This window comes from Vibrio sp. RW (assembly GCF_027587105.1).
GTDB classification, from domain to species: Bacteria; Pseudomonadota; Gammaproteobacteria; order Enterobacterales; family Vibrionaceae; genus Vibrio; species Vibrio toranzoniae.
On the sequence record NZ_JAPPTM010000003.1, the window covers coordinates 72,476 to 89,493 of the forward strand.

The 17,018-nt window shown below is 45.4% G+C and carries 15 protein-coding genes; 9 read left to right on the forward strand and 6 right to left on the reverse strand.

Translation table 11 applies throughout. From position 1 onward, the window contains the following. Positions 1–76 precede the first annotated feature (76 nt). On the forward strand, positions 77–1,519 hold the full coding sequence (locus tag OCT63_RS03305) for an N-acylglucosamine 2-epimerase (protein ID WP_161685206.1): 1,443 nt from the start codon (positions 77–79) through the stop codon (positions 1,517–1,519). A 142-nt stretch (positions 1,520–1,661) separates the two neighbouring features. Here OCT63_RS03305 and OCT63_RS03310 read toward each other — a convergent pair whose 3' ends face one another. The 3 genes from OCT63_RS03310 to OCT63_RS03320 all read right to left on the reverse strand — a co-directional run bounded on the left by OCT63_RS03310 (position 1,662) and on the right by OCT63_RS03320 (position 5,704). Beyond that, positions 1,662–3,113: a sucrose-6-phosphate hydrolase gene (locus OCT63_RS03310; RefSeq protein WP_269983188.1), complete on the reverse strand. Its 1,452-nt coding sequence runs from the start codon at positions 3,111–3,113 to the stop codon at positions 1,662–1,664. Further along, positions 3,110–4,069, reverse strand: a complete 960-nt coding sequence (locus tag OCT63_RS03315; protein WP_269983189.1) for an aminoimidazole riboside kinase — start codon at positions 4,067–4,069, stop codon at positions 3,110–3,112. The genes OCT63_RS03310 and OCT63_RS03315 overlap by 4 nt, the downstream gene beginning before the upstream one ends. Before the next feature lie 195 nt (positions 4,070–4,264). Further along, positions 4,265–5,704, reverse strand: a complete 1,440-nt coding sequence (locus OCT63_RS03320) for a sucrose-specific PTS transporter subunit IIBC (protein ID WP_010432806.1) — start codon at positions 5,702–5,704, stop codon at positions 4,265–4,267. Positions 5,705–5,938: 234 nt separating this feature from the next. Here OCT63_RS03320 and OCT63_RS03325 point away from each other — a divergent pair, with 234 nt between their 5' ends. Then, a complete protein-coding gene (locus OCT63_RS03325; RefSeq protein ID WP_161685214.1) occupies positions 5,939–6,925 on the forward strand; it encodes a LacI family DNA-binding transcriptional regulator in 987 nt (328 codons plus the stop codon). A 134-nt stretch (positions 6,926–7,059) separates the two neighbouring features. Here OCT63_RS03325 and OCT63_RS03330 read toward each other — a convergent pair whose 3' ends face one another. Next, entirely contained in the window at positions 7,060–8,433 is a 1,374-nt protein-coding gene (locus OCT63_RS03330; RefSeq protein WP_269983190.1) for a carbohydrate porin, read from the reverse strand. A 469-nt stretch (positions 8,434–8,902) separates the two neighbouring features. Next, entirely contained in the window at positions 8,903–9,310 is a 408-nt protein-coding gene (locus tag OCT63_RS03335; RefSeq protein ID WP_017054885.1) for a hypothetical protein, read from the reverse strand. Between the two features lie 201 nt (positions 9,311–9,511). On the opposite strand from OCT63_RS03335, the gene OCT63_RS03340 reads away from it, so the two are divergent. From OCT63_RS03340 to OCT63_RS03350, 3 genes are all read left to right on the forward strand, one after another. After that, a complete protein-coding gene (locus OCT63_RS03340) occupies positions 9,512–10,213 on the forward strand; it encodes a flavin reductase family protein (RefSeq protein WP_269983191.1) in 702 nt (233 codons plus the stop codon). 104 nt (positions 10,214–10,317) lie between these two features. Beyond that, positions 10,318–11,109 (forward strand): CLCA_X family protein, encoded by a 792-nt coding sequence (locus OCT63_RS03345; protein ID WP_269983192.1) that lies wholly within the window; start codon positions 10,318–10,320, stop codon positions 11,107–11,109. Between the two features lie 123 nt (positions 11,110–11,232). Beyond that, entirely contained in the window at positions 11,233–11,556 is a 324-nt protein-coding gene (locus OCT63_RS03350; RefSeq protein ID WP_161749467.1) for a DUF4144 domain-containing protein, read from the forward strand. A gap of 108 nt (positions 11,557–11,664) precedes the next feature. On the opposite strand, the gene OCT63_RS03355 is transcribed toward OCT63_RS03350, so the two are convergent. Then, complete coding sequence (locus OCT63_RS03355) at positions 11,665–12,993, reverse strand: anaerobic C4-dicarboxylate transporter (protein ID WP_161685220.1); 1,329 nt, start codon at positions 12,991–12,993, stop codon at positions 11,665–11,667. Positions 12,994–13,405: 412 nt separating this feature from the next. Here OCT63_RS03355 and OCT63_RS03360 point away from each other — a divergent pair, with 412 nt between their 5' ends. From OCT63_RS03360 to OCT63_RS03375, 4 genes are all read left to right on the forward strand, one after another. Further along, a complete protein-coding gene (locus tag OCT63_RS03360) occupies positions 13,406–14,065 on the forward strand; it encodes an HAD family hydrolase (protein WP_146443447.1) in 660 nt (219 codons plus the stop codon). A 175-nt stretch (positions 14,066–14,240) separates the two neighbouring features. Next, positions 14,241–14,867, forward strand: coding sequence for an HD domain-containing protein (locus tag OCT63_RS03365; protein WP_269983193.1), 627 nt, complete (start codon positions 14,241–14,243; stop codon positions 14,865–14,867). Between the two features lie 146 nt (positions 14,868–15,013). Continuing rightward, positions 15,014–15,700 carry a DNA-3-methyladenine glycosylase I gene (locus tag OCT63_RS03370; RefSeq protein WP_269983194.1) on the forward strand — a complete coding sequence of 229 codons (687 nt, stop codon included), beginning with the start codon at positions 15,014–15,016 and terminating at the stop codon, positions 15,698–15,700. Between the two features lie 214 nt (positions 15,701–15,914). Beyond that, positions 15,915–16,649, forward strand: coding sequence for a GntR family transcriptional regulator (locus tag OCT63_RS03375; protein ID WP_269983195.1), 735 nt, complete (start codon positions 15,915–15,917; stop codon positions 16,647–16,649). Positions 16,650–17,018 lie beyond the last annotated feature (369 nt).

Consider the following 17,018-nt stretch of genomic DNA (forward strand, 5'->3'; position numbering starts at 1 on the left):
ATTGTGATCACCGAACCACAATGTGCAGACCTGATTGTTTATATTCAACTAAATTCAAATCATTAAGATAAACATCATGTTACGAGCAACCATCGCATTACTCAGCGTGACCAGTTTCGCTGTATCTGCCAATGTCACCCTTCCCTCTGGAGAAGACTGGCTCAACCATACGACAGAAGGCTTAGCGCCTTATTGGATGATGCCTAGCGCGCAGGGAGAACCGATAGGTAACTTCCCGACTTTCCGTTGTGATGATGGAACATTGCTTGATGTGACCAATGTTTGTCCTGAGTTAGACCGAGGCTGGATCACGCCACACTTTGGCAAAGAGTTCACACGGATGAAATCGCGTCAAACCTATGCCTATGGCGTGCTTTATCATCTTACCGGAGACAAGCAGGCGCTAGCGCTTGCCAAGCAAGGGGCTTACTACCTTATTGATCAGCTAGAAGATAAGAAAAATGGCGGCTTCATTAGCTACACAAAAGAGGGGAAAGTGGGCCAGGATTGGCAGCAACGTACTTCTCAAGATCAAGCGTATGCACTGGTTGGATTGGCGATGTACTACTATCTCACCCAAGACAAACAGGTAGAAGAAGCGCTCATCGCCCAACAAGCGTTTATCTTTGATAAATATCGACTTAGCGACAACAGCGGCTTAGCGTGGGTACTTGCCGACGGCGAAGATGGCAAAGCCACACGACGTGAACTGGTCGCACAACTTGATCAGATTAACGGTTACATGTTGTTAGTCGCCCCTTTGCTGAAAGAGCCCGTTAAATCAAAATGGCTTGATGACCTGAATTGGCTCACACAAGCCATGGTCGATCACTACCACTCTGATGGTGAACAACGCTTCTACGGGGCTATTCACGACAAAGCAGCAATGATGCCCAATGCCAATCACAATGACTTTGGACACACCATCAAGGCGTATTGGATGACTTACCTGACAGGCCAAACATTGAATAACTCTGAATGGAAAGAGTTTGGCATTAAAGGGATGAAGCACACCTTAGATCAAGCTCAATACCAGAAAGAATTCGTCAGCGTATCTCAATACTTTGGCGAAGAACTTCAGAGCGCTTGGAAAGGACAAGAGATTACTGGATGGCAAAGCAGACCAAACACTAACTGGGCTTCGTCATGGGAGTGGGCAGAGCTCGACCAAGCCGCAATGACGGTATCGCTGGTCGATGGTTCAATGAAAGAAGTTCTGCAATACACGCTACCGACGTTTCATGATGTGTGGGTTGATCACAAGTACGGTGGTGTAGGGCTTGAACCTAAGCGCACCAAGGCTTTCCATTGGGGCAACGGCTATCACCAATTTGAACATGCGTTAATTGGTTATTTGTATGCTCGACAAGCGGAAGGTAAACCTGCAGTCCTTCATTACGCGAGACCAGCCAACAGCAAGATGCCAATGGAGCCGTATTACTATCAAGGGGATGTGGTGGAGTTGGAGAACCTAGCCGATGGCTCGCAGGCAGTCAGCTTCAGTAATATTCGACCTTAGCGTTGGTTGTTTGCTCTAAATGGACTTGAGATGCAGGGCAACAGGGAATGGACAAGGTCAGAGAGTTAGCGCAATAGTGATGTCGCAGACCAAACAAAAGCCGCTGTTGATCAGCGGCTTTCTTGATGGAGATAAACGGAGCTTAGTCGTCCAACCCTTTAATTGGGCTCATCGAGTGATAAACGGTGTTCACGTCACCAGTCATCGACAATGAACTCAAGTCATCAATGAAGAAACGGCTGGTCATTGTGTGCTTACCGCCATTGATAAAGATTTCGATCACTGACTTATCTACATAAACCTCGATGGTTTGCTTAGTGCTTAACCTCGGAGCTTTTCTCACCGAGCCAAACTCTTCCGCGTAGAGTTGAGACATCTTACTGCGATCAAGTATGAACTCCGTTTCCGAGGCACTGAACACAATATTATCACCCGCAGCATTAGCAAGCGTTAACTCAAACTCGTCCGTTTCCGTTTCCGTTTCAAGCTGAACCATGAAGCTGGTTGTATCCAGTTCAACAACGCTCTCAACCGCAACTGCTTCGCCTTGTAACGCTTTCAATTCAGGTAAAGCCGATTGCACCAGATAGCCATCTTGGGTTTGAAGCTCGCGTGGTAGCGACAGCATGCCCGCCCACTGATGCTCATTAGATGGTGTATCAATCTCAGGCAGACCAATCCAAGAAATCAGAATACGGCGACCTTTATCATCTAAGTAAGTCTGTGGTGCATAGAAATCGAAGCCATAATCTGGTTGTGCGATATCTTGATGGTTTTCCAGTTCTACCGAATCTAGATTTAGGCGGTCGCCGACAATATAAGCCACCGAGTAGATGTTTTTAAAATCGTATGGGTTTTCGCTAGATACGCCTTGTGGAGAAAACAACATCACCGACTGGTTGTCTATTTCAAAGAAATCTGGGCATTCCCACATATAGCCAAGGTTGTTGTAACGAGTTTGAATTGGACCTTTGTGCTGCCAATTCATCAGGTCTTGGCTGCGATATAGCGCCATTGAGCCAGTCTCTTGAGGCGTTTGAGCACCCACAACCATCAGATAATCGTCGCCCTGTTTCCACACTTTTGGGTCTCGGAAATGTTCGGTGTAGTGATCGTTTTCGATAACCACGCCGCGCTTCTCTATCTTGCCGTCAGCAGACATCTTAGCAAAACATTGAGTTGGTACTCGCAACCAATTTTCATCGCGCTTGTTCCCCGTAAAGAACAACAATGCATTGTCGTTTTCAACCAATGCACCACCAGAGTAAACACCATGCGAGTCGTAATCTTGGTCTGGGTGCAGGCCAATGCCGTGGTCCTCGAAATGAACGAAGTCTTTAGTCGAAAGGTGGTACCAGTACTTCATACCATGGACAGGACCAACTGGCGTCCATTGGTAGAATAGGTGGTGTTCACCATTAAAGAAACACAGGCCATTCGGGTCATTGAGCAGACCAAACTTAGGCGCAATATGGTAGCTCGGATAGCCAGCATCTTGCTTACGAAGATTGACCATCTCATCAATACTGTCTTGTGCAATCTCTTCTATACGACGATATCTTTGCTCTACCGTCCAGTTCGAGTTCAAACTCATACACTCTCCTCGGCGGCACTCGTATTTGAAGAGCCTTTTTGAATAAACTGAGTGAGAGCCTCTTGCGTTGGAAGTGCGGTCATCGCGCCTTTTTGCGTGGTCGCTAGTGCACCACACCCATTCGCCCACAGGATTGCAGAATCGACGACTTGTTGATTATTCCACTCTTCATGTTGAGAAAGCTTTGCAAGCAAACCGCCAACAAAAGCATCGCCTGCACCCGTGGTATCCACTGGCGTCACTGAGCGACCTGAAATCAACACTCCTTGGTTTTCAAATACTCGCCAAACGCCTTTCGCACCCTGCGTAACTAAAACAAGCGTGTTGTTAAGATCTGCAATATTAGCCAAGCCTTGTTCCATCGAAGTTGAATCGGTTAAGAAATCCAGTTCTTCTTCTGAGAATTTAACCAAATCAGCCAATTCAACCGCTTCCATGACCACAGACTTAATTTCAGATGGGTTTTGCCACACTTCATCACGAAGGTTGGGATCGAAGCTGATGTAACCGCCCGCGGCTTTCATGCGTCGGATCGCTTCAAAGGTGCTGCTTCGGCTTGGTTCATTAGCCAGAGAGATTGAGCAGACGTGTAGCCACTCGTTTTTCTTAAATTCAGGAATGTCTTCAACAGACATAAACTGGTCGGCACTTGGCTTAACCATAAACGTAAAACTGCGCTCGCCTTGGTCATCAAGATCGACCACCACAGTTGACGTGCGTTGTTCAGGGTCCTTCACCAAACGCTCGGTATTCACACCTTCCTTTTGCAGAGTCACTTCCATAAAAGTGCCAAACGGGTCGTTACCCACTCGGCCGAAAAATGCGCTTTTGCCTAAAAGGCGAGAAATCGCTACCGCGACATTGGCAGGCGCACCGCCCGGACATTTCAATAATGTCGAGTCAGTCTCCGGAATGAGGTCGACGACAGCGTCTCCAGTTACCCAAACTTGATTCATCTTTCTTACCTTAAAACTGAAAATCATGACAACCGGAGGCGATGGCAATCGAAAGCAGTAGCAACCGAAAGCAAGGTGACACTTCACGCTGTCATGTAAAAATATAAAAAGGCTAGCTAAGCCAAATCACCTAGCTAGCACCCCAAAGCTTAGGAAATGAAGTGAAAAGGGGGGCTTCACTTCTAGGGAGAAACGTTAAGCTGTTGCTTTAATGTTTTGCTTGCTGCGCTCACGCAAACCTAAAACAACGGTCAATGCAAAGGCAGTCACGAACGCGATAATCATACCTACCACGTAGTAGCCAATTTTTTCTGGTGATATTGAGATGATGCCAGGAATACCCGCCGCACCCAGTGCTTGTGCTTTCACATTGAACATCGTGATAAACGCGCTTGAAACCGCAGCTGCACAAACCGCAGCAATGAATGGGTAGCGAAGCTTCAAGTTCACGCCGAACATTGCAGGTTCAGTAATACCAAGCAAGCCAGTCACACCAGAAGGAATCGCGATACCTTTCATTTTCTTATCTTTACTCATGAAACCAACCGCCAGTGCCGCTGCACCTTGTGACACGTTAGACATCGCCGCGATAGGGAAGATGAACGTACCGCCAGTCGTTGCGATGTCCGCAAGCAGCTGAGTTTCAATAGCAATAAAGCTATGGTGCATACCAGTAATAACGAACGGCGCATAAATCAAACCAAACACCGCTCCACCAATAAAGCCAGCGCTGTTGTATAGCCAGTTAAGACCATCACCCAGTAGGAAGCCGATATCACGTGTAAATGGACCCACAACCGTGAATGTCAGTAAGCCAGTCACGAAAATAGCCAGTAGCGGTGTTAACAAGTTATCCAGAACCGAAGGAATAACTTTACGTAGGCCAAGCTCAACTTTCGCTAGAATAAACGCAGAAACTAGAACGGGCAGTACTGAACCTTGATAACCCACTTTCTCGATTTCGAAGCCTAGAATGTTCCAAACTGGAATGCTGCCCGACACCGATGCGCCACCGAAGCCCCAGCCGTTAAGCAAGTCAGGGTGAACCATCAACATACCTAAAGCCGCGCCAAGGTATGGGTTACCACCAAACTTCTTACTCGCTGAAAATGCTAATAAAATAGGTAAGTACACAAAAGGGGCATTAGCAAATGTATTGATCATGTTTGCTAAGTCGGTCAAACCCGGATTAGCGTCGATTAAAGATTTGCCATCAATGAACAAGCCTTGAGCCGTCAATAGATTGTAGATACCCATCAACAAACCACCAGCAACAATTGCTGGAATGATTGGTACAAAGATATCAGACAGACCTTTCACCGCGCGTTGCAGGATATTTTGGTTGTCAGCACCTGCAGACGCCACATCGTTGGTCGACATTTCCGTCATTTCAGTCAGCTTAGCCAGCTCAGCATAAACTTGGTTAACGATGCCTGAGCCAAAGATGATCTGATATTGACCTGCTACTTTAAACTGGCCCTTAACCCCTTCTAGGTTATCAATCGCCTGTTCATCAATTTTATCTTGGTCTGCGACAGCAAGACGCAGACGAGTCGCACAGTGTGCAAGTGCGGTGATATTACTTTTACCACCTAATAGAGAAAGCAGCTCTTTTGCTATTTTTGGATAATTCATTACATACCCCATTGGATTATCATTTGAGCTTTTGAATTTTCGGGAACGTTTGCAAAATAAATTTTTGCCTAGAAATAACAAATGATCAAAGATAACTGCTCAATACTGTGAGAATGATCTTCAAATTATCTCCCTAGGATAAGAATACAGGGTTAAAATCTCCTAATGACAGGTGAATTTGATGCTCTGTTTGCAAACAATCCCAAAACTAAAATTACAATTGGATAATGAATAATGGCTAGTCTTCATGATGTCGCTCGTCTCGCTGGAGTTTCCAAGTCGACGGTCTCAAGAGTAATCAACGATGAGTATGGCGTAAAAGACGCAACCAAGGTGAAGGTGCGTAAAGCGGTTGAAGAGTGTGGCTACCTCCCAAACCAAGTCGCTAAAGACTTAAAGTCTCAAAAAACCAACCTAGTTGGCGTGATTGTTCCTAGGGTTTCTTCTCACGCCACCTCTCAGGGTGTCGATGGTTTAACCGCCGTCTTAGAGCAAGCGGGCAAGCATGTTTTATTAGCGAGCACGCACCAAACACACCATAAAGAACTTGAATATATTCAAATATTTAACCAAAAACGCGTTGAAGGCATCATCCTGTACGCCACCCACCTCGACAACAAACTAGTCAAAGCGATTCAAAGCTCAGCAGTACCGGTGGTATTAGTGGGTCAAGACGGTTCAATGTTTAACATCCCAAGCATTGTGCACGACGACACTCGCGTAGGGTTTGAAGCGGGTAATCGCCTCATAGCGAAAGGTTGTAAGCATATGGGATTCATCGGCGTGCAAGGCGATGATATTGCGGTTGATAAGATGAGATCGGAAGGCTTCGCTCAATCGCTTCAATTTAACGACCTCACACTGCAATTTCACGCCCGTGGCGACTTCACCATAGAGTCAGGTTACCAACTGGCTAAACAGTCTCTAAAAGAGCACACCAAGCTCGATGGCCTGTTCTGCGCAACTGACCGTATCGCAATCGGTGCGATCAGAGCCATACAAGAAGCTGGCCTCGTTCCAGGAAAGGATGTCTTAGTACTCGGTGTGGGTGACGATGAACTCGCTTCAGTATGCACACCAACGCTGTCTACGTTTAACTATGCGTTTGATAAAGCGGGAGAAAATGGAGCCAAGCTGCTGCTCGACCGTATTGAGAAAAAAGGCTTTGAAATGAGTAAGATGGTGTTGACCTTCACCACTATTGACCGAGAGTCTTGCTAGTAATTTATTCACAGATCAAGTTATCCCAAGATAAAAAAATGCCAACCTTCGAGTTGAAACGATAAGGTTGGCATTTGATGATGCGACTATCACATCATGAGTAACACTCTCTATCTAAACGATATATCAGGTAATTAGAACCAAGTTTCCATCTGTAGTGCAAACAGAACCTCGCCGCCCTCTCCCATCGTTGCAGCATCTGCTTCAGTGCTGATCGAGTAGCCATTCAGGTCTTCACTCCAATCCACATAGCTCACAGCGAAACGCAGTTCTGGTCGGTCAAAGAAACCAGTGCTAGTTGAAAGCTTCAGTGTTGGTGCCACTGTTGCTTTGTAGAAACCGCCGCTCGCTTGCTCTGTCGAGTTGTCTAAATCCATGTACTGCAATGAACCTTCGTAAACCATCTCAAAGTTCTCTGTGAACTCTTGAGCTAATCGAACGCTTAAAGAAGCCCATGTGAACTCGTCATTCTTCTTCAAACGGTCTTGGCTATGCTCTGCCATTAATGCAGGCGCTAAGCGCCAGTTGTCGCCAATGCGAGTGACACCGTAGCTAAACAGGCGAACGGCTTTTGCGTCATCCAGTAGATCACCATTTGAACCGATGCCTTTTAGCTCTGCGCCTAGGCCGCTACCCACTAACATACCCGTTTTAGAGAAACCTTCGCTCAGACCAAAGAAGTTGTCTCCATGGTACGCAAACATGGCGTGTACACCGCTTTCAGCTGCGCCATTTAAGCGGCTATCGTTGTCTGCTGAGGTCATGCCGCTCAACATCACTTGCCATTGGTCAATACGGTTATTCATGGTTGCAATGTAGTTTTCTACATCTGTTGATGAGCTATCAATCTCACCAAAGTCTCGGCCATAAATAGAGAAATTCGCTTTCCAGTTGTCGCTCATCTGAACATCGTAAACGCCCGCACCAGTACCTGATAAGAAGACAATATCCGAATCGAAAAAGTGAATATCAAAGTTGTCGCGATCGAATCGTTTACCCGCCCAAAACGTTGCTTCAGAAAACGCTTCGGATTCAGAGAACATGCTCAGGCGGTTCAGTTCTGAATACACTTGTCGTACATTCAACTGGCTTTCACTGGCTGTCCATTCGTTATTTGTTTCAGTACTGTCGGCTAACATGATACGAAACAAGGCACTAGAACCATCATCCGCAAAACGCTTATGAATCAAGTTCGCTTCAACGTAATGATCATCTTCCACACCAAGTCGTCCAACTGGTGCACCAATCGCACCCGCCGCTGTCATGTAAGGACCAGTACCTGTCGCGCCGTTTAGGTCGTCGTTGATCAATAAGCCAGAGCGTGCATAGCCGTGAAACTCAAACGAAGAAGCCTTTTCATTGGCTTCGGTAGAAACCTGCTCCGTTTGTGCAACTCTTTGTTCTAATTCATTAATACGTTGCTCTAATGCTGCAACGTCTTCACTTGCTAATACCGATGTAGTCATTAGCCCCATTGTTACAGCAACCGCTAAAGTGTGTAGTTTCATTCTTATGTTCTCACGTTAATTGTTTTGGATTGTTTGCAAACGTTCCCAAAATAATTCGTAAGCGCATTTCGGCTTATACTTTTGATGTACAAGCTCTATATCGAAGAAGAAATAGAAATCAGTCGTGTTGATTACTTCACTTTTGTATCTGGGTGGATGATAGATCGATACTTTCGGGAACGTTACCGAAAATGCATAATTCTGATAACTTTGTCACAAGTGAAATTGATTAATGAACGAAAAATAGTGTCTCGCGCACACTAGCGATCTCAGAAAAATAGAGAGAAAATCCAGTACGATAATTAGGAAAGGCGCTACAAAATGCAACGGGTTGGCTATAAAAATTAAAGCCTGAGCAGCGATTTTTCAGGCTTTGAAAAGGCGTTCGTTGGTAACAATAGGTCGTTTTTGAAAAGTGTATGACATTAACTAACGTAACAATTTATAGAAGAGTAAAGCGTTTAAAAGACTACTTCCTCTTGCCCTGCTCAACCAGTTTCTCATTCCATGCCGTATTGCCGTCGCGCTTGGAGACATCGTATTCTGCACAAAACTGGGATATGGTCATATTGTTGTCGCCAGTCGCCAATTTCAATGCCAACTGGACTTGTTGAAGCTTGCTTTGCAGACGCAGGATCTGACCTGCATTTGGGCTTTTTTCTTTGGCATACTTTAAGGCTGCATGTTTACGCTCTGCCGCGCCCGCCCTGCGATCCGCTTCTGATAAAAGATATTTTAGTTGGGCTACACTTTTGCCCTTCTTGAAGGCGGGATCAAGTAGTTCAACGCATTCATCAAAAGATGGATCGATAACGTAGGGGTCAACTTTATGAGCTTGTTGACGCATCCACTCTAGTGCGAGTTTTTCATCTGACATAATTAAATCTTTACCAAAGAAATAGCCCTATATGGTATCGCTCAATAGCAAACCGCTGCAATAACAAATTGAATGAGTTCGTACCTTTCTAGTTTGAACCTAGTGGCAAAGACTAGCTGATCGCTAGAAAGCTACATTACGTACATATAGTTCAGTTAATAAACAAGTCGTCGAAAAACAAAAATGAGAAGAAGAGAAGAGATGAAGGACATGACCCTTTCAGGACAAGATATCCAAGCGATGGATCAGCGTGAGCGTGCTCGTTTAATTAATTCCCTATCGGGATTCAAAAGCGCCAACCTAATTGGTACCTGTGATAAGCAAGGGCTAGAAAATCTTGCTGTGGTGAGTTCTGTGGTTCATATGGGTTCGAATCCCCCTTTGTTTGGCTTCATAGTCCGACCTGCAGAAAGTCGCCGCCACACATTAGAGAATATCCTAGAAACTCGACACTTCACCATCAACAGCATCGGCGCTGATTTTGTTCAAAAAGCGCATCAAACCTCGGCTCGTTATCCAAAGTCGGCATCTGAATTCAAAGCCGTCGGGCTCACTCCGTACTATGACGACATGTTCCCCGCGCCGTTCGTATTAGAAAGTGCTCTCAAAATAGGCTTGGTTTTGAAAGAGCAGATATCAATAGAGAGCAATCAAACACAAATGTTGATTGGTGAAGTTATTACGATTCAAGCGCCCAAGCGTGTCATGATGCCCGATGGCTACCTTGATTTAGAAGCGTTAGATTTAGTCACAATCTCTGGGCTTGACAGCTACCATGTTACACAAAGGCTGCATCGGTTAAGCTATGCCAAGCCAGACAAGTCTCTGTTTCCGCTGACACGAGAAGGCAGTCCAACTTCATGGGAGGCTTTTGAATTCAATCTTACTCATTTTGTTCTGTAATTGGCCGCGAAAAGTGCTAACTTTCTCTGCTTAACCCAGTTGCCCTACAACATGGCGACACGACATCTAAACCCTGCACTTTGCACCCAATTCCAAGGACCGCTTTGAAGTTAACCCACTTTAAATACAAGACGCGCAAAGGCCCAGACTACCGACATGGCGACCAGGTGTCTTTTATGGACATTAAGCAGACTTTCGGTATGGGCAGCATTCGTGTGGGCGCTTGGGTCACCAAAGAAGAAAAAGAGTTAGCTGCAAATCTGATATTCGATTCGCTAGCAGACCTGGCTTACATCTTGGCTCTGCCACCAGAAGCGATAGGCCTACGCGGCACATTAGGTTTGGCGTTCGGGAGTGGCGGCAGAAAAGGCGTGCAGGCACACTACGCGCCCAACCAACGTGAATTAGCACTCGCCAAAAACGCAGGTGCGGGTGCACTCGCCCACGAATTTTGGCATGCGTTTGACCACTACATTGCCGAAAAAGCGTTTGAGATTGGCGATACCTCTGGCCCCCGTAAACACATCCTGTTTGCCAGCGATTGTTGGCTACACGATAGAAAGGTGCGACCTCATCCACTAAACGAGAGTTTGATGTCTCTGTTTGACGCCACATTGCTCAGCGAAAACAATTTGGATAAACACGATTATGTGGCTCGCAGCGTTATTGCCGATAAAGCAACCTCTGCCCGTTACTTCTCATTGCCAACGGAGATGATGGCTCGTGCTTTTGAATCCGCAATTGAGTCCTGCTCAGATATCGAGAACTCGTATCTAGTCGACGGCACAACAAAGGTCGACATGTTCCCTCTGTACCCCGACCTCACTCATAGAGAGGAAATCTACAATGCGATGCTGGGCTATTTTGCTCCGTTAGGACGCTCTTTAAGTAAGTAGCCTCTTACGCCAGTAACATTCTGGATAAACAAAGCGATGAATCATTTTGGACAGCACATGACCAAAGGTTCGAAAGCGTTTATAGTCGACACAAACTTCAACATACGTAATTTAGAGGCAGTAATGATCAATTGGCCATCTTTGGTAAAACTCGACGGTGATGATGAGCTTATTTACGTCGCATCCGAGAATGATTTTCAGGCAGAATGCTCAGACATGATCGTGGGCGAAGATGATTGCCTCATCGATTCTGAAGGTGACAGCTACGCACTTCAATCGAGCTCAAACCAACTGTCTCTAGCGAAACGAGCAGACCAGTATTCGGTTGAAAGCGTGACCAAACTGATTCGAAACCACGAGTTCCAAAAAGCTGAAGTGTGCTTGATGAAGATCCACTTCCTAACGATAGAAGAAGCGATTCAGTCTTTGGCCTTTGAGCCTCGTTAATATTGGTTATTAATTCGAAACCTAGGTTCCAATCAGAACTTCCAAACAGTACAAACAAAAACAGCACCAAATTAGGCGCTGTTTTTCGTTTATGGGCTCACTAATACATTAAGCGATAAAAATCTGTGCCAGTGCGTAGCCTAAGCAACATGCGCCGACGACACCGATTAAACCCACCGACATGAATGAGTGGTTGAAGTACCACTTACCAATCTTGGTGGTGCCAGACACATCGAAGTTTACCGTTGCGATGTCTGATGGGTAGTTCGGGATAAAGAAGTAGCCATAAACTGCTGGCATCAAGCCGATAAGCAGTGCTGGATCTAACCCTAGACCAAGGCCAACAGGTAACATCATACGTGCCGTTGCGGCTTGTGAGTTCACCACAACCGATACGATGAATAACGCTAGTGCGAACGTCCATGGGTAATTGGTCACCATTTCCACGATGCCCGATTTGAACTGAGGCATTGCGTATTGGAAGTAAGTATCCGACATCCAAGCGATACCGAAGATAGCAATCGCGGCCACCATACCCGATTTGAATACCACGCCGTTTGGCACATCTCGCGGGTCAGTTTTGGTCGCCAATAAGATGATACCACCGAAGCAGAGCATCATCATTTGGATGATCACTGACATCTTGATTGGCTTGTCGCCGTCTACGATGGTTCTGATTTCTGGCACCATCGCCACAATAACAATCACGACAATCGACAATAGGAATATCAATACTGCATTACGCGCTGAGCTTGGAAGCACTTCATCCAAAGATGTCGCAGTGGTGTTTTCAATACGCTTTTTCCACTCAGGATCTTTCAAGCGCGCTTGATAATCAGGATCGTCGTTCAGTTCTTTACCGCGTTTCAAGCTGTACAAAGATAATAAGAATGTACCGAACAATGTCGCAGGAACCGTAACCAACAGAATAGAAAGCAGAGTAATAGAGTGTTGGACATCTGAAAGTTGCGCAAGGTAATAGACCACAGCCGCCGAGATTGGCGATGCGGTAATCGCTAGTTGAGACGCAACTGAAGCCGCTGCCATCGGGCGCTCAGGACGAATCCCATTCTTCAATGCCACATCACCAATGATAGGCATGATTGAATACACCGCATGGCCAGTACCTAATAAGAAAGTCATCGAGTAAGTCACAAACGGAGCTATCAAGGTAACGCGTTTCGGATTCTTCCTTAACACCCTTTCGGCTACTTGCAGCATGTATTTCAAGCCACCAGCCGCTTCAAGAATAGAAGCACAGGTTACCACCGCGAGAATGATCAGCATTACGGTGACAGGTGGAGACGTTGGTGGCATCTTGAAAACAAACACCTCAATAACCAAGCCAATACCAGAAACAACACCTAAGCCAATACCGCCATACCGGGACCCGATATAAAGTACAACTAATAAAAATAGAAACTCAAAGTACAACATAAGCAACCTTACGAAAAATATGGACTAGTACTATTTTCTCGGTAAGTTCAGCAATTTACTTATTGTTTGATCACACTCTTATTTCAGGCTCACGCTAATTGTTTTTTTATAAGATAATGGTCACGCTAACAAGACTGTAAGTTTATGAATTGTAATAGTAATCTAGCCGATAGACCTATAGTTGTTATGTATGATAACCATTATTGTATCTGTTAGAACAACATGGCCTATAAAATGCCATATTCATAACTGAACGATATTATTCAAACTGAAATCAATCACATTCCAAGTCATTTAGTGGCATATTACATCGTCAACTCCTCTGATTATTACTCAACGCTGACTCGCCTATCCCTAGACACTATGTCAAAATAATCCCCCTGATGACGACAACACATAAAGAACCACGGATATGAATTTTCAAGCCGCTATTTTTGACATGGATGGATTGCTGCTCGACACCGAGCGGCTTTGTATGCAAATTTTTGAAGAAGCATGTCACGCGCAAGGTGTGCCATTTTTGCAGGATGTTTATCTAGGCATCATTGGCTGCAACGCAAAAACCATTGAACAGATCTTTAGAAATGGCTACGGTGAAAGCTTAGATTACCCAGCGCTGAACAACGAATGGCGCACGCGCTACAGTGCGATTGTTAAGCATCAAGCTATCCCAGTAAAAGACGGCGTGATTGAGCTGCTAGAGTGGCTAAAATCGAATGACATTCCAATCGCGGTGGCAACCTCTACTCAGCTCGATATCGCAAAGAAGAAGCTTGAGTTGGCTGGTCTGGATTCTTACTTCACCTCATTAAGTACAGGCTGCGAAGTGACTCACGGTAAACCTCACCCAGAGATTTACTTGCTGGCGGCTGAGCGCCTAGGCGTTGCTCCTGAAACTTGTCTTGCATTTGAAGATTCAAACAACGGCATTCGCGCATCGATGGCAGCGAACATGATCAGCTTCCAGATCCCAGATTTAGTGGAGCCTTGTGAAGAAGTAAAAGCGCTTGGACACACGATCAGCCCTTCTCTACATGATGTGTTGGAGCAACTGCAACAGGCCGCAGCTTAAAAGCACATCACATCAAATAAAGACCAATATTAAGCCGACTCACAGAGTCGGTTTTTTTGTTGATATTCCTTTTATAAAAGATAAAAACTCGCGCTTGAAACTGTTAAAGTCGATGTGAAATAAATGCTAGGTGATAAACAACATTACTAACGTCTAAAGGTGGGGAAAGGGACGCGTGAACGAAAAAATTGAAGGCCAACTGCTTGATTTTGCAAAGCGAGAAATGACACAAGATGCAGCGCACGACATCAGCCACATTAAGCGCGTAGTCAAAACCGCTAAGGCTTTGTGTGCTCAAGAACAGGCTAAGCTTGAGGTCGTTTTACCCGCCGCTTACCTTCATGATTGCTTCACCTTTCCTAAGAACCACCCAGACAGAGCCCAAAGCTCACAAATGGCAGCAGACAAGGCGAACTCTTTCCTCCAATCTATCGACTATCCCGCGTCTTATCTTGACGAGATCCATCATGCCATTGTCACGCACAGCTACAGCGCTAACATCACGCCTGAAACCTTGGAAGCACAGATCGTCCAAGATGCCGATCGTCTTGATTCTCTCGGGGCAATTGGCATTGCACGCTGTCTATACGTGGGTCAAAACTTTAACGCTGAACTTTATAACCACAAAGACCCATTCGCGAAGCAGCGTGACTTGGATGATAAGCATTACAGTGTCGACCATTTCTACGTGAAGCTGTTTAAACTCGCTGAAACCATGAATACAGAATCTGCCAAGTTAGAAGCCAACAAACGCACTGATTACATGCGCGGTTTTCTTGAGCAACTGGCCTCAGAGGTATAACACCTTGTGGCTTAAAACTATTTATCTGTTTTAATTGATTTTAAGACAGTAAGTAGCTTAGGCTACTTTTCATCTGCAAGTTTGACCCCATATCATTAAGCATTGGCTACACACTCAAGATACACAGATGTAATTTGGAACCTTCAATGACCCAAGAAAAATTCGACACCATTTACCAACGAGCAGCTCACCGTAAAGGCGGCGCAGCAGAGCTCGAAAAGATTGTTCGCGCGCCACTGTCTCAGGCCGAACTATCACAAATCACCGACGACCGTTGGCTTGCAGCCTTTACCGAGAAGGTATTCCAGTGTGGTATTTCGTGGAATGTGGTGAGAAAGAAATGGCCGCAATTTGAAGAAGTATTCTTTGAGTTCGATATCGAAAAGATGCTAATGCTGCCGAATGAGATGTGGGAGCAGAAAGCGCAGGATCCACGTATTATTCGCCATCTCACTAAGGTGATAACTATTCCTGCCAACGCCATGATGATTCACAATGCCAAGCGTGAAGCGGATTCCTTCTCACAAATGGTTGCCGACTGGCCTTCAGAACGCATTACAGAGTTGTGGGATTACCTGAAGAAACACGGCAAGCGATTGGGCGGAAATACAGGCGCCTACACCTTGCGCCAAATGGGCAAAGATACGTTCATCTTATCTTCTGACGTGGAAGCGCACCTACGCAGTACCGATGTGATCGATAGCGGTCGTAACACCAAGCGAGCACAAGTCGCGGCAAGTAAGGCTTTCAACGAGTGGCAGCAGCAATCAGGTCGTAGCCTGAGCGAGATCAGCCAGATAGTTGCTTACAGCTGCGGTGACAATCGAGTTTAGTTACGAGAACACCCTGGTATCGCTGTTGCACAATCTCATGCAGCTCGATATGCACCTGTTTTTGTGCAAACGACATGTTATAAATCATTAACAAACAAGCGTGCATCGCACTTTCATTCAGTAGCATTGTATAGATAAATGTATACAATATAGAGTAACACTCATGAAATATACTCGACCCATCCTTTTCGACTAAACAAGGGCCCTTATCTCTATGACAGCTCTCAAAAATTCTGTCTCCAAAGGTGTAAAAACGAAAGTAACCGGCCAAACTCAAGACGATGTTGTTTACTGCCATATCTTCGACGCGATACTAGAACAAAGGCTGCCACCGGCCACAAAACTAAGCGAAGAAGCGCTAGCTGATATCTTTAGTGTAAGCCGTACTATCATCCGTCGTGCCTTGCTACGTCTCTCTTTAGAACAAGTTGTAGTGATCCGCCCAAACCGAGGTGCCGTCATTGCTGCTCCAACGGTAGAAGAAGCCAAACAGATCTTTAAAGCACGTGAAGTGATGGAGATAGCGATCACTGAACTTGCAGTGAAAAACGCGACCAAAACACAGATAGAAGAGTGCAGAAAGTTGGTCGCGAAAGAGAACTGCGCCTTCGACCAAGGCGACTATGGCTCTGGTTTACGATTGTCTGGTGAGTTCCACATTAAACTGGCCGAAATGGCAGAAAACGCACCTTTGCTCGCTTTCCAACGCAGTTTAGTGTCGCAAACATCACTGCTGATCGCTCAATACGAAACAGGTAACCACTCAAACTGTTCTCTAGACGAACACTCAGGGTTACTGGATGCGATTGAGTCTGGCAACGAACAACAAGCGGTAGAGTTGATGCACGAGCACCTAAGTCACATTCGTTCTAAACTCAACCTAGACAGCAGTACGGCTTCTAGTGACCTGCATGTGGTGTTCTCTGATCTGCTTAAGAGCAAGTCATAGAAGATTCAACAAGCGATTAACAACCATCTGTTAACAACTTTTGTTTACAAAACAGGAGAGAAGTAAACCTCAGCGTTTACTTCTCTTTTTTATGCCCTCCCCATAATGATAGACGCGAAGATCGGCGCATTTTCGCCTCAAAACACTCTCGATTCTGGCCTAAATAGCGCTCTTAGCTTCTACAGTATTTGATCCGCCAATGCCAAAAATCTTGTCTTTATTTTGTATACATAACCATTAATTCATTCGCACCACAAAACTCAGCACTTCCAATTTAAATCCCAATAAAACAAACAACTACAGCCAAAATTAAATTGTATACAATATATCAAACCTTAATATTGTTGCATTTTTGTAAATAAATAGTTG

What these genes read in the sequence shown, in the direction of transcription:
- OCT63_RS03335 (WP_017054885.1), bottom strand. Translation starts at nt 9,310, where the DNA reads ATGTCAGATGAAAAACTCGCACTAGAGTGGATGCGTCAACAAGCTCAT.
- OCT63_RS03315 (WP_269983189.1), bottom strand. Translation starts at nt 4,069, where the DNA reads ATGAATCAAGTTTGGGTAACTGGAGACGCTGTCGTCGACCTCATTCCG.
- OCT63_RS03325 (WP_161685214.1), top strand. Translation starts at nt 5,939, where the DNA reads ATGGCTAGTCTTCATGATGTCGCTCGTCTCGCTGGAGTTTCCAAGTCG.
- OCT63_RS03355 (WP_161685220.1), bottom strand. Translation starts at nt 12,993, where the DNA reads ATGTTGTACTTTGAGTTTCTATTTTTATTAGTTGTACTTTATATCGGG.
- OCT63_RS03330 (WP_269983190.1), bottom strand. Translation starts at nt 8,433, where the DNA reads ATGAAACTACACACTTTAGCGGTTGCTGTAACAATGGGGCTAATGACT.
- OCT63_RS03320 (WP_010432806.1), bottom strand. Translation starts at nt 5,704, where the DNA reads ATGAATTATCCAAAAATAGCAAAAGAGCTGCTTTCTCTATTAGGTGGT.
- OCT63_RS03305 (WP_161685206.1), top strand. Translation starts at nt 77, where the DNA reads ATGTTACGAGCAACCATCGCATTACTCAGCGTGACCAGTTTCGCTGTA.
- OCT63_RS03340 (WP_269983191.1), top strand. Translation starts at nt 9,512, where the DNA reads ATGAAGGACATGACCCTTTCAGGACAAGATATCCAAGCGATGGATCAG.
- OCT63_RS03375 (WP_269983195.1), top strand. Translation starts at nt 15,915, where the DNA reads ATGACAGCTCTCAAAAATTCTGTCTCCAAAGGTGTAAAAACGAAAGTA.
- OCT63_RS03370 (WP_269983194.1), top strand. Translation starts at nt 15,014, where the DNA reads ATGACCCAAGAAAAATTCGACACCATTTACCAACGAGCAGCTCACCGT.
- OCT63_RS03310 (WP_269983188.1), bottom strand. Translation starts at nt 3,113, where the DNA reads ATGAGTTTGAACTCGAACTGGACGGTAGAGCAAAGATATCGTCGTATA.
- OCT63_RS03350 (WP_161749467.1), top strand. Translation starts at nt 11,233, where the DNA reads ATGATCAATTGGCCATCTTTGGTAAAACTCGACGGTGATGATGAGCTT.
- OCT63_RS03360 (WP_146443447.1), top strand. Translation starts at nt 13,406, where the DNA reads ATGAATTTTCAAGCCGCTATTTTTGACATGGATGGATTGCTGCTCGAC.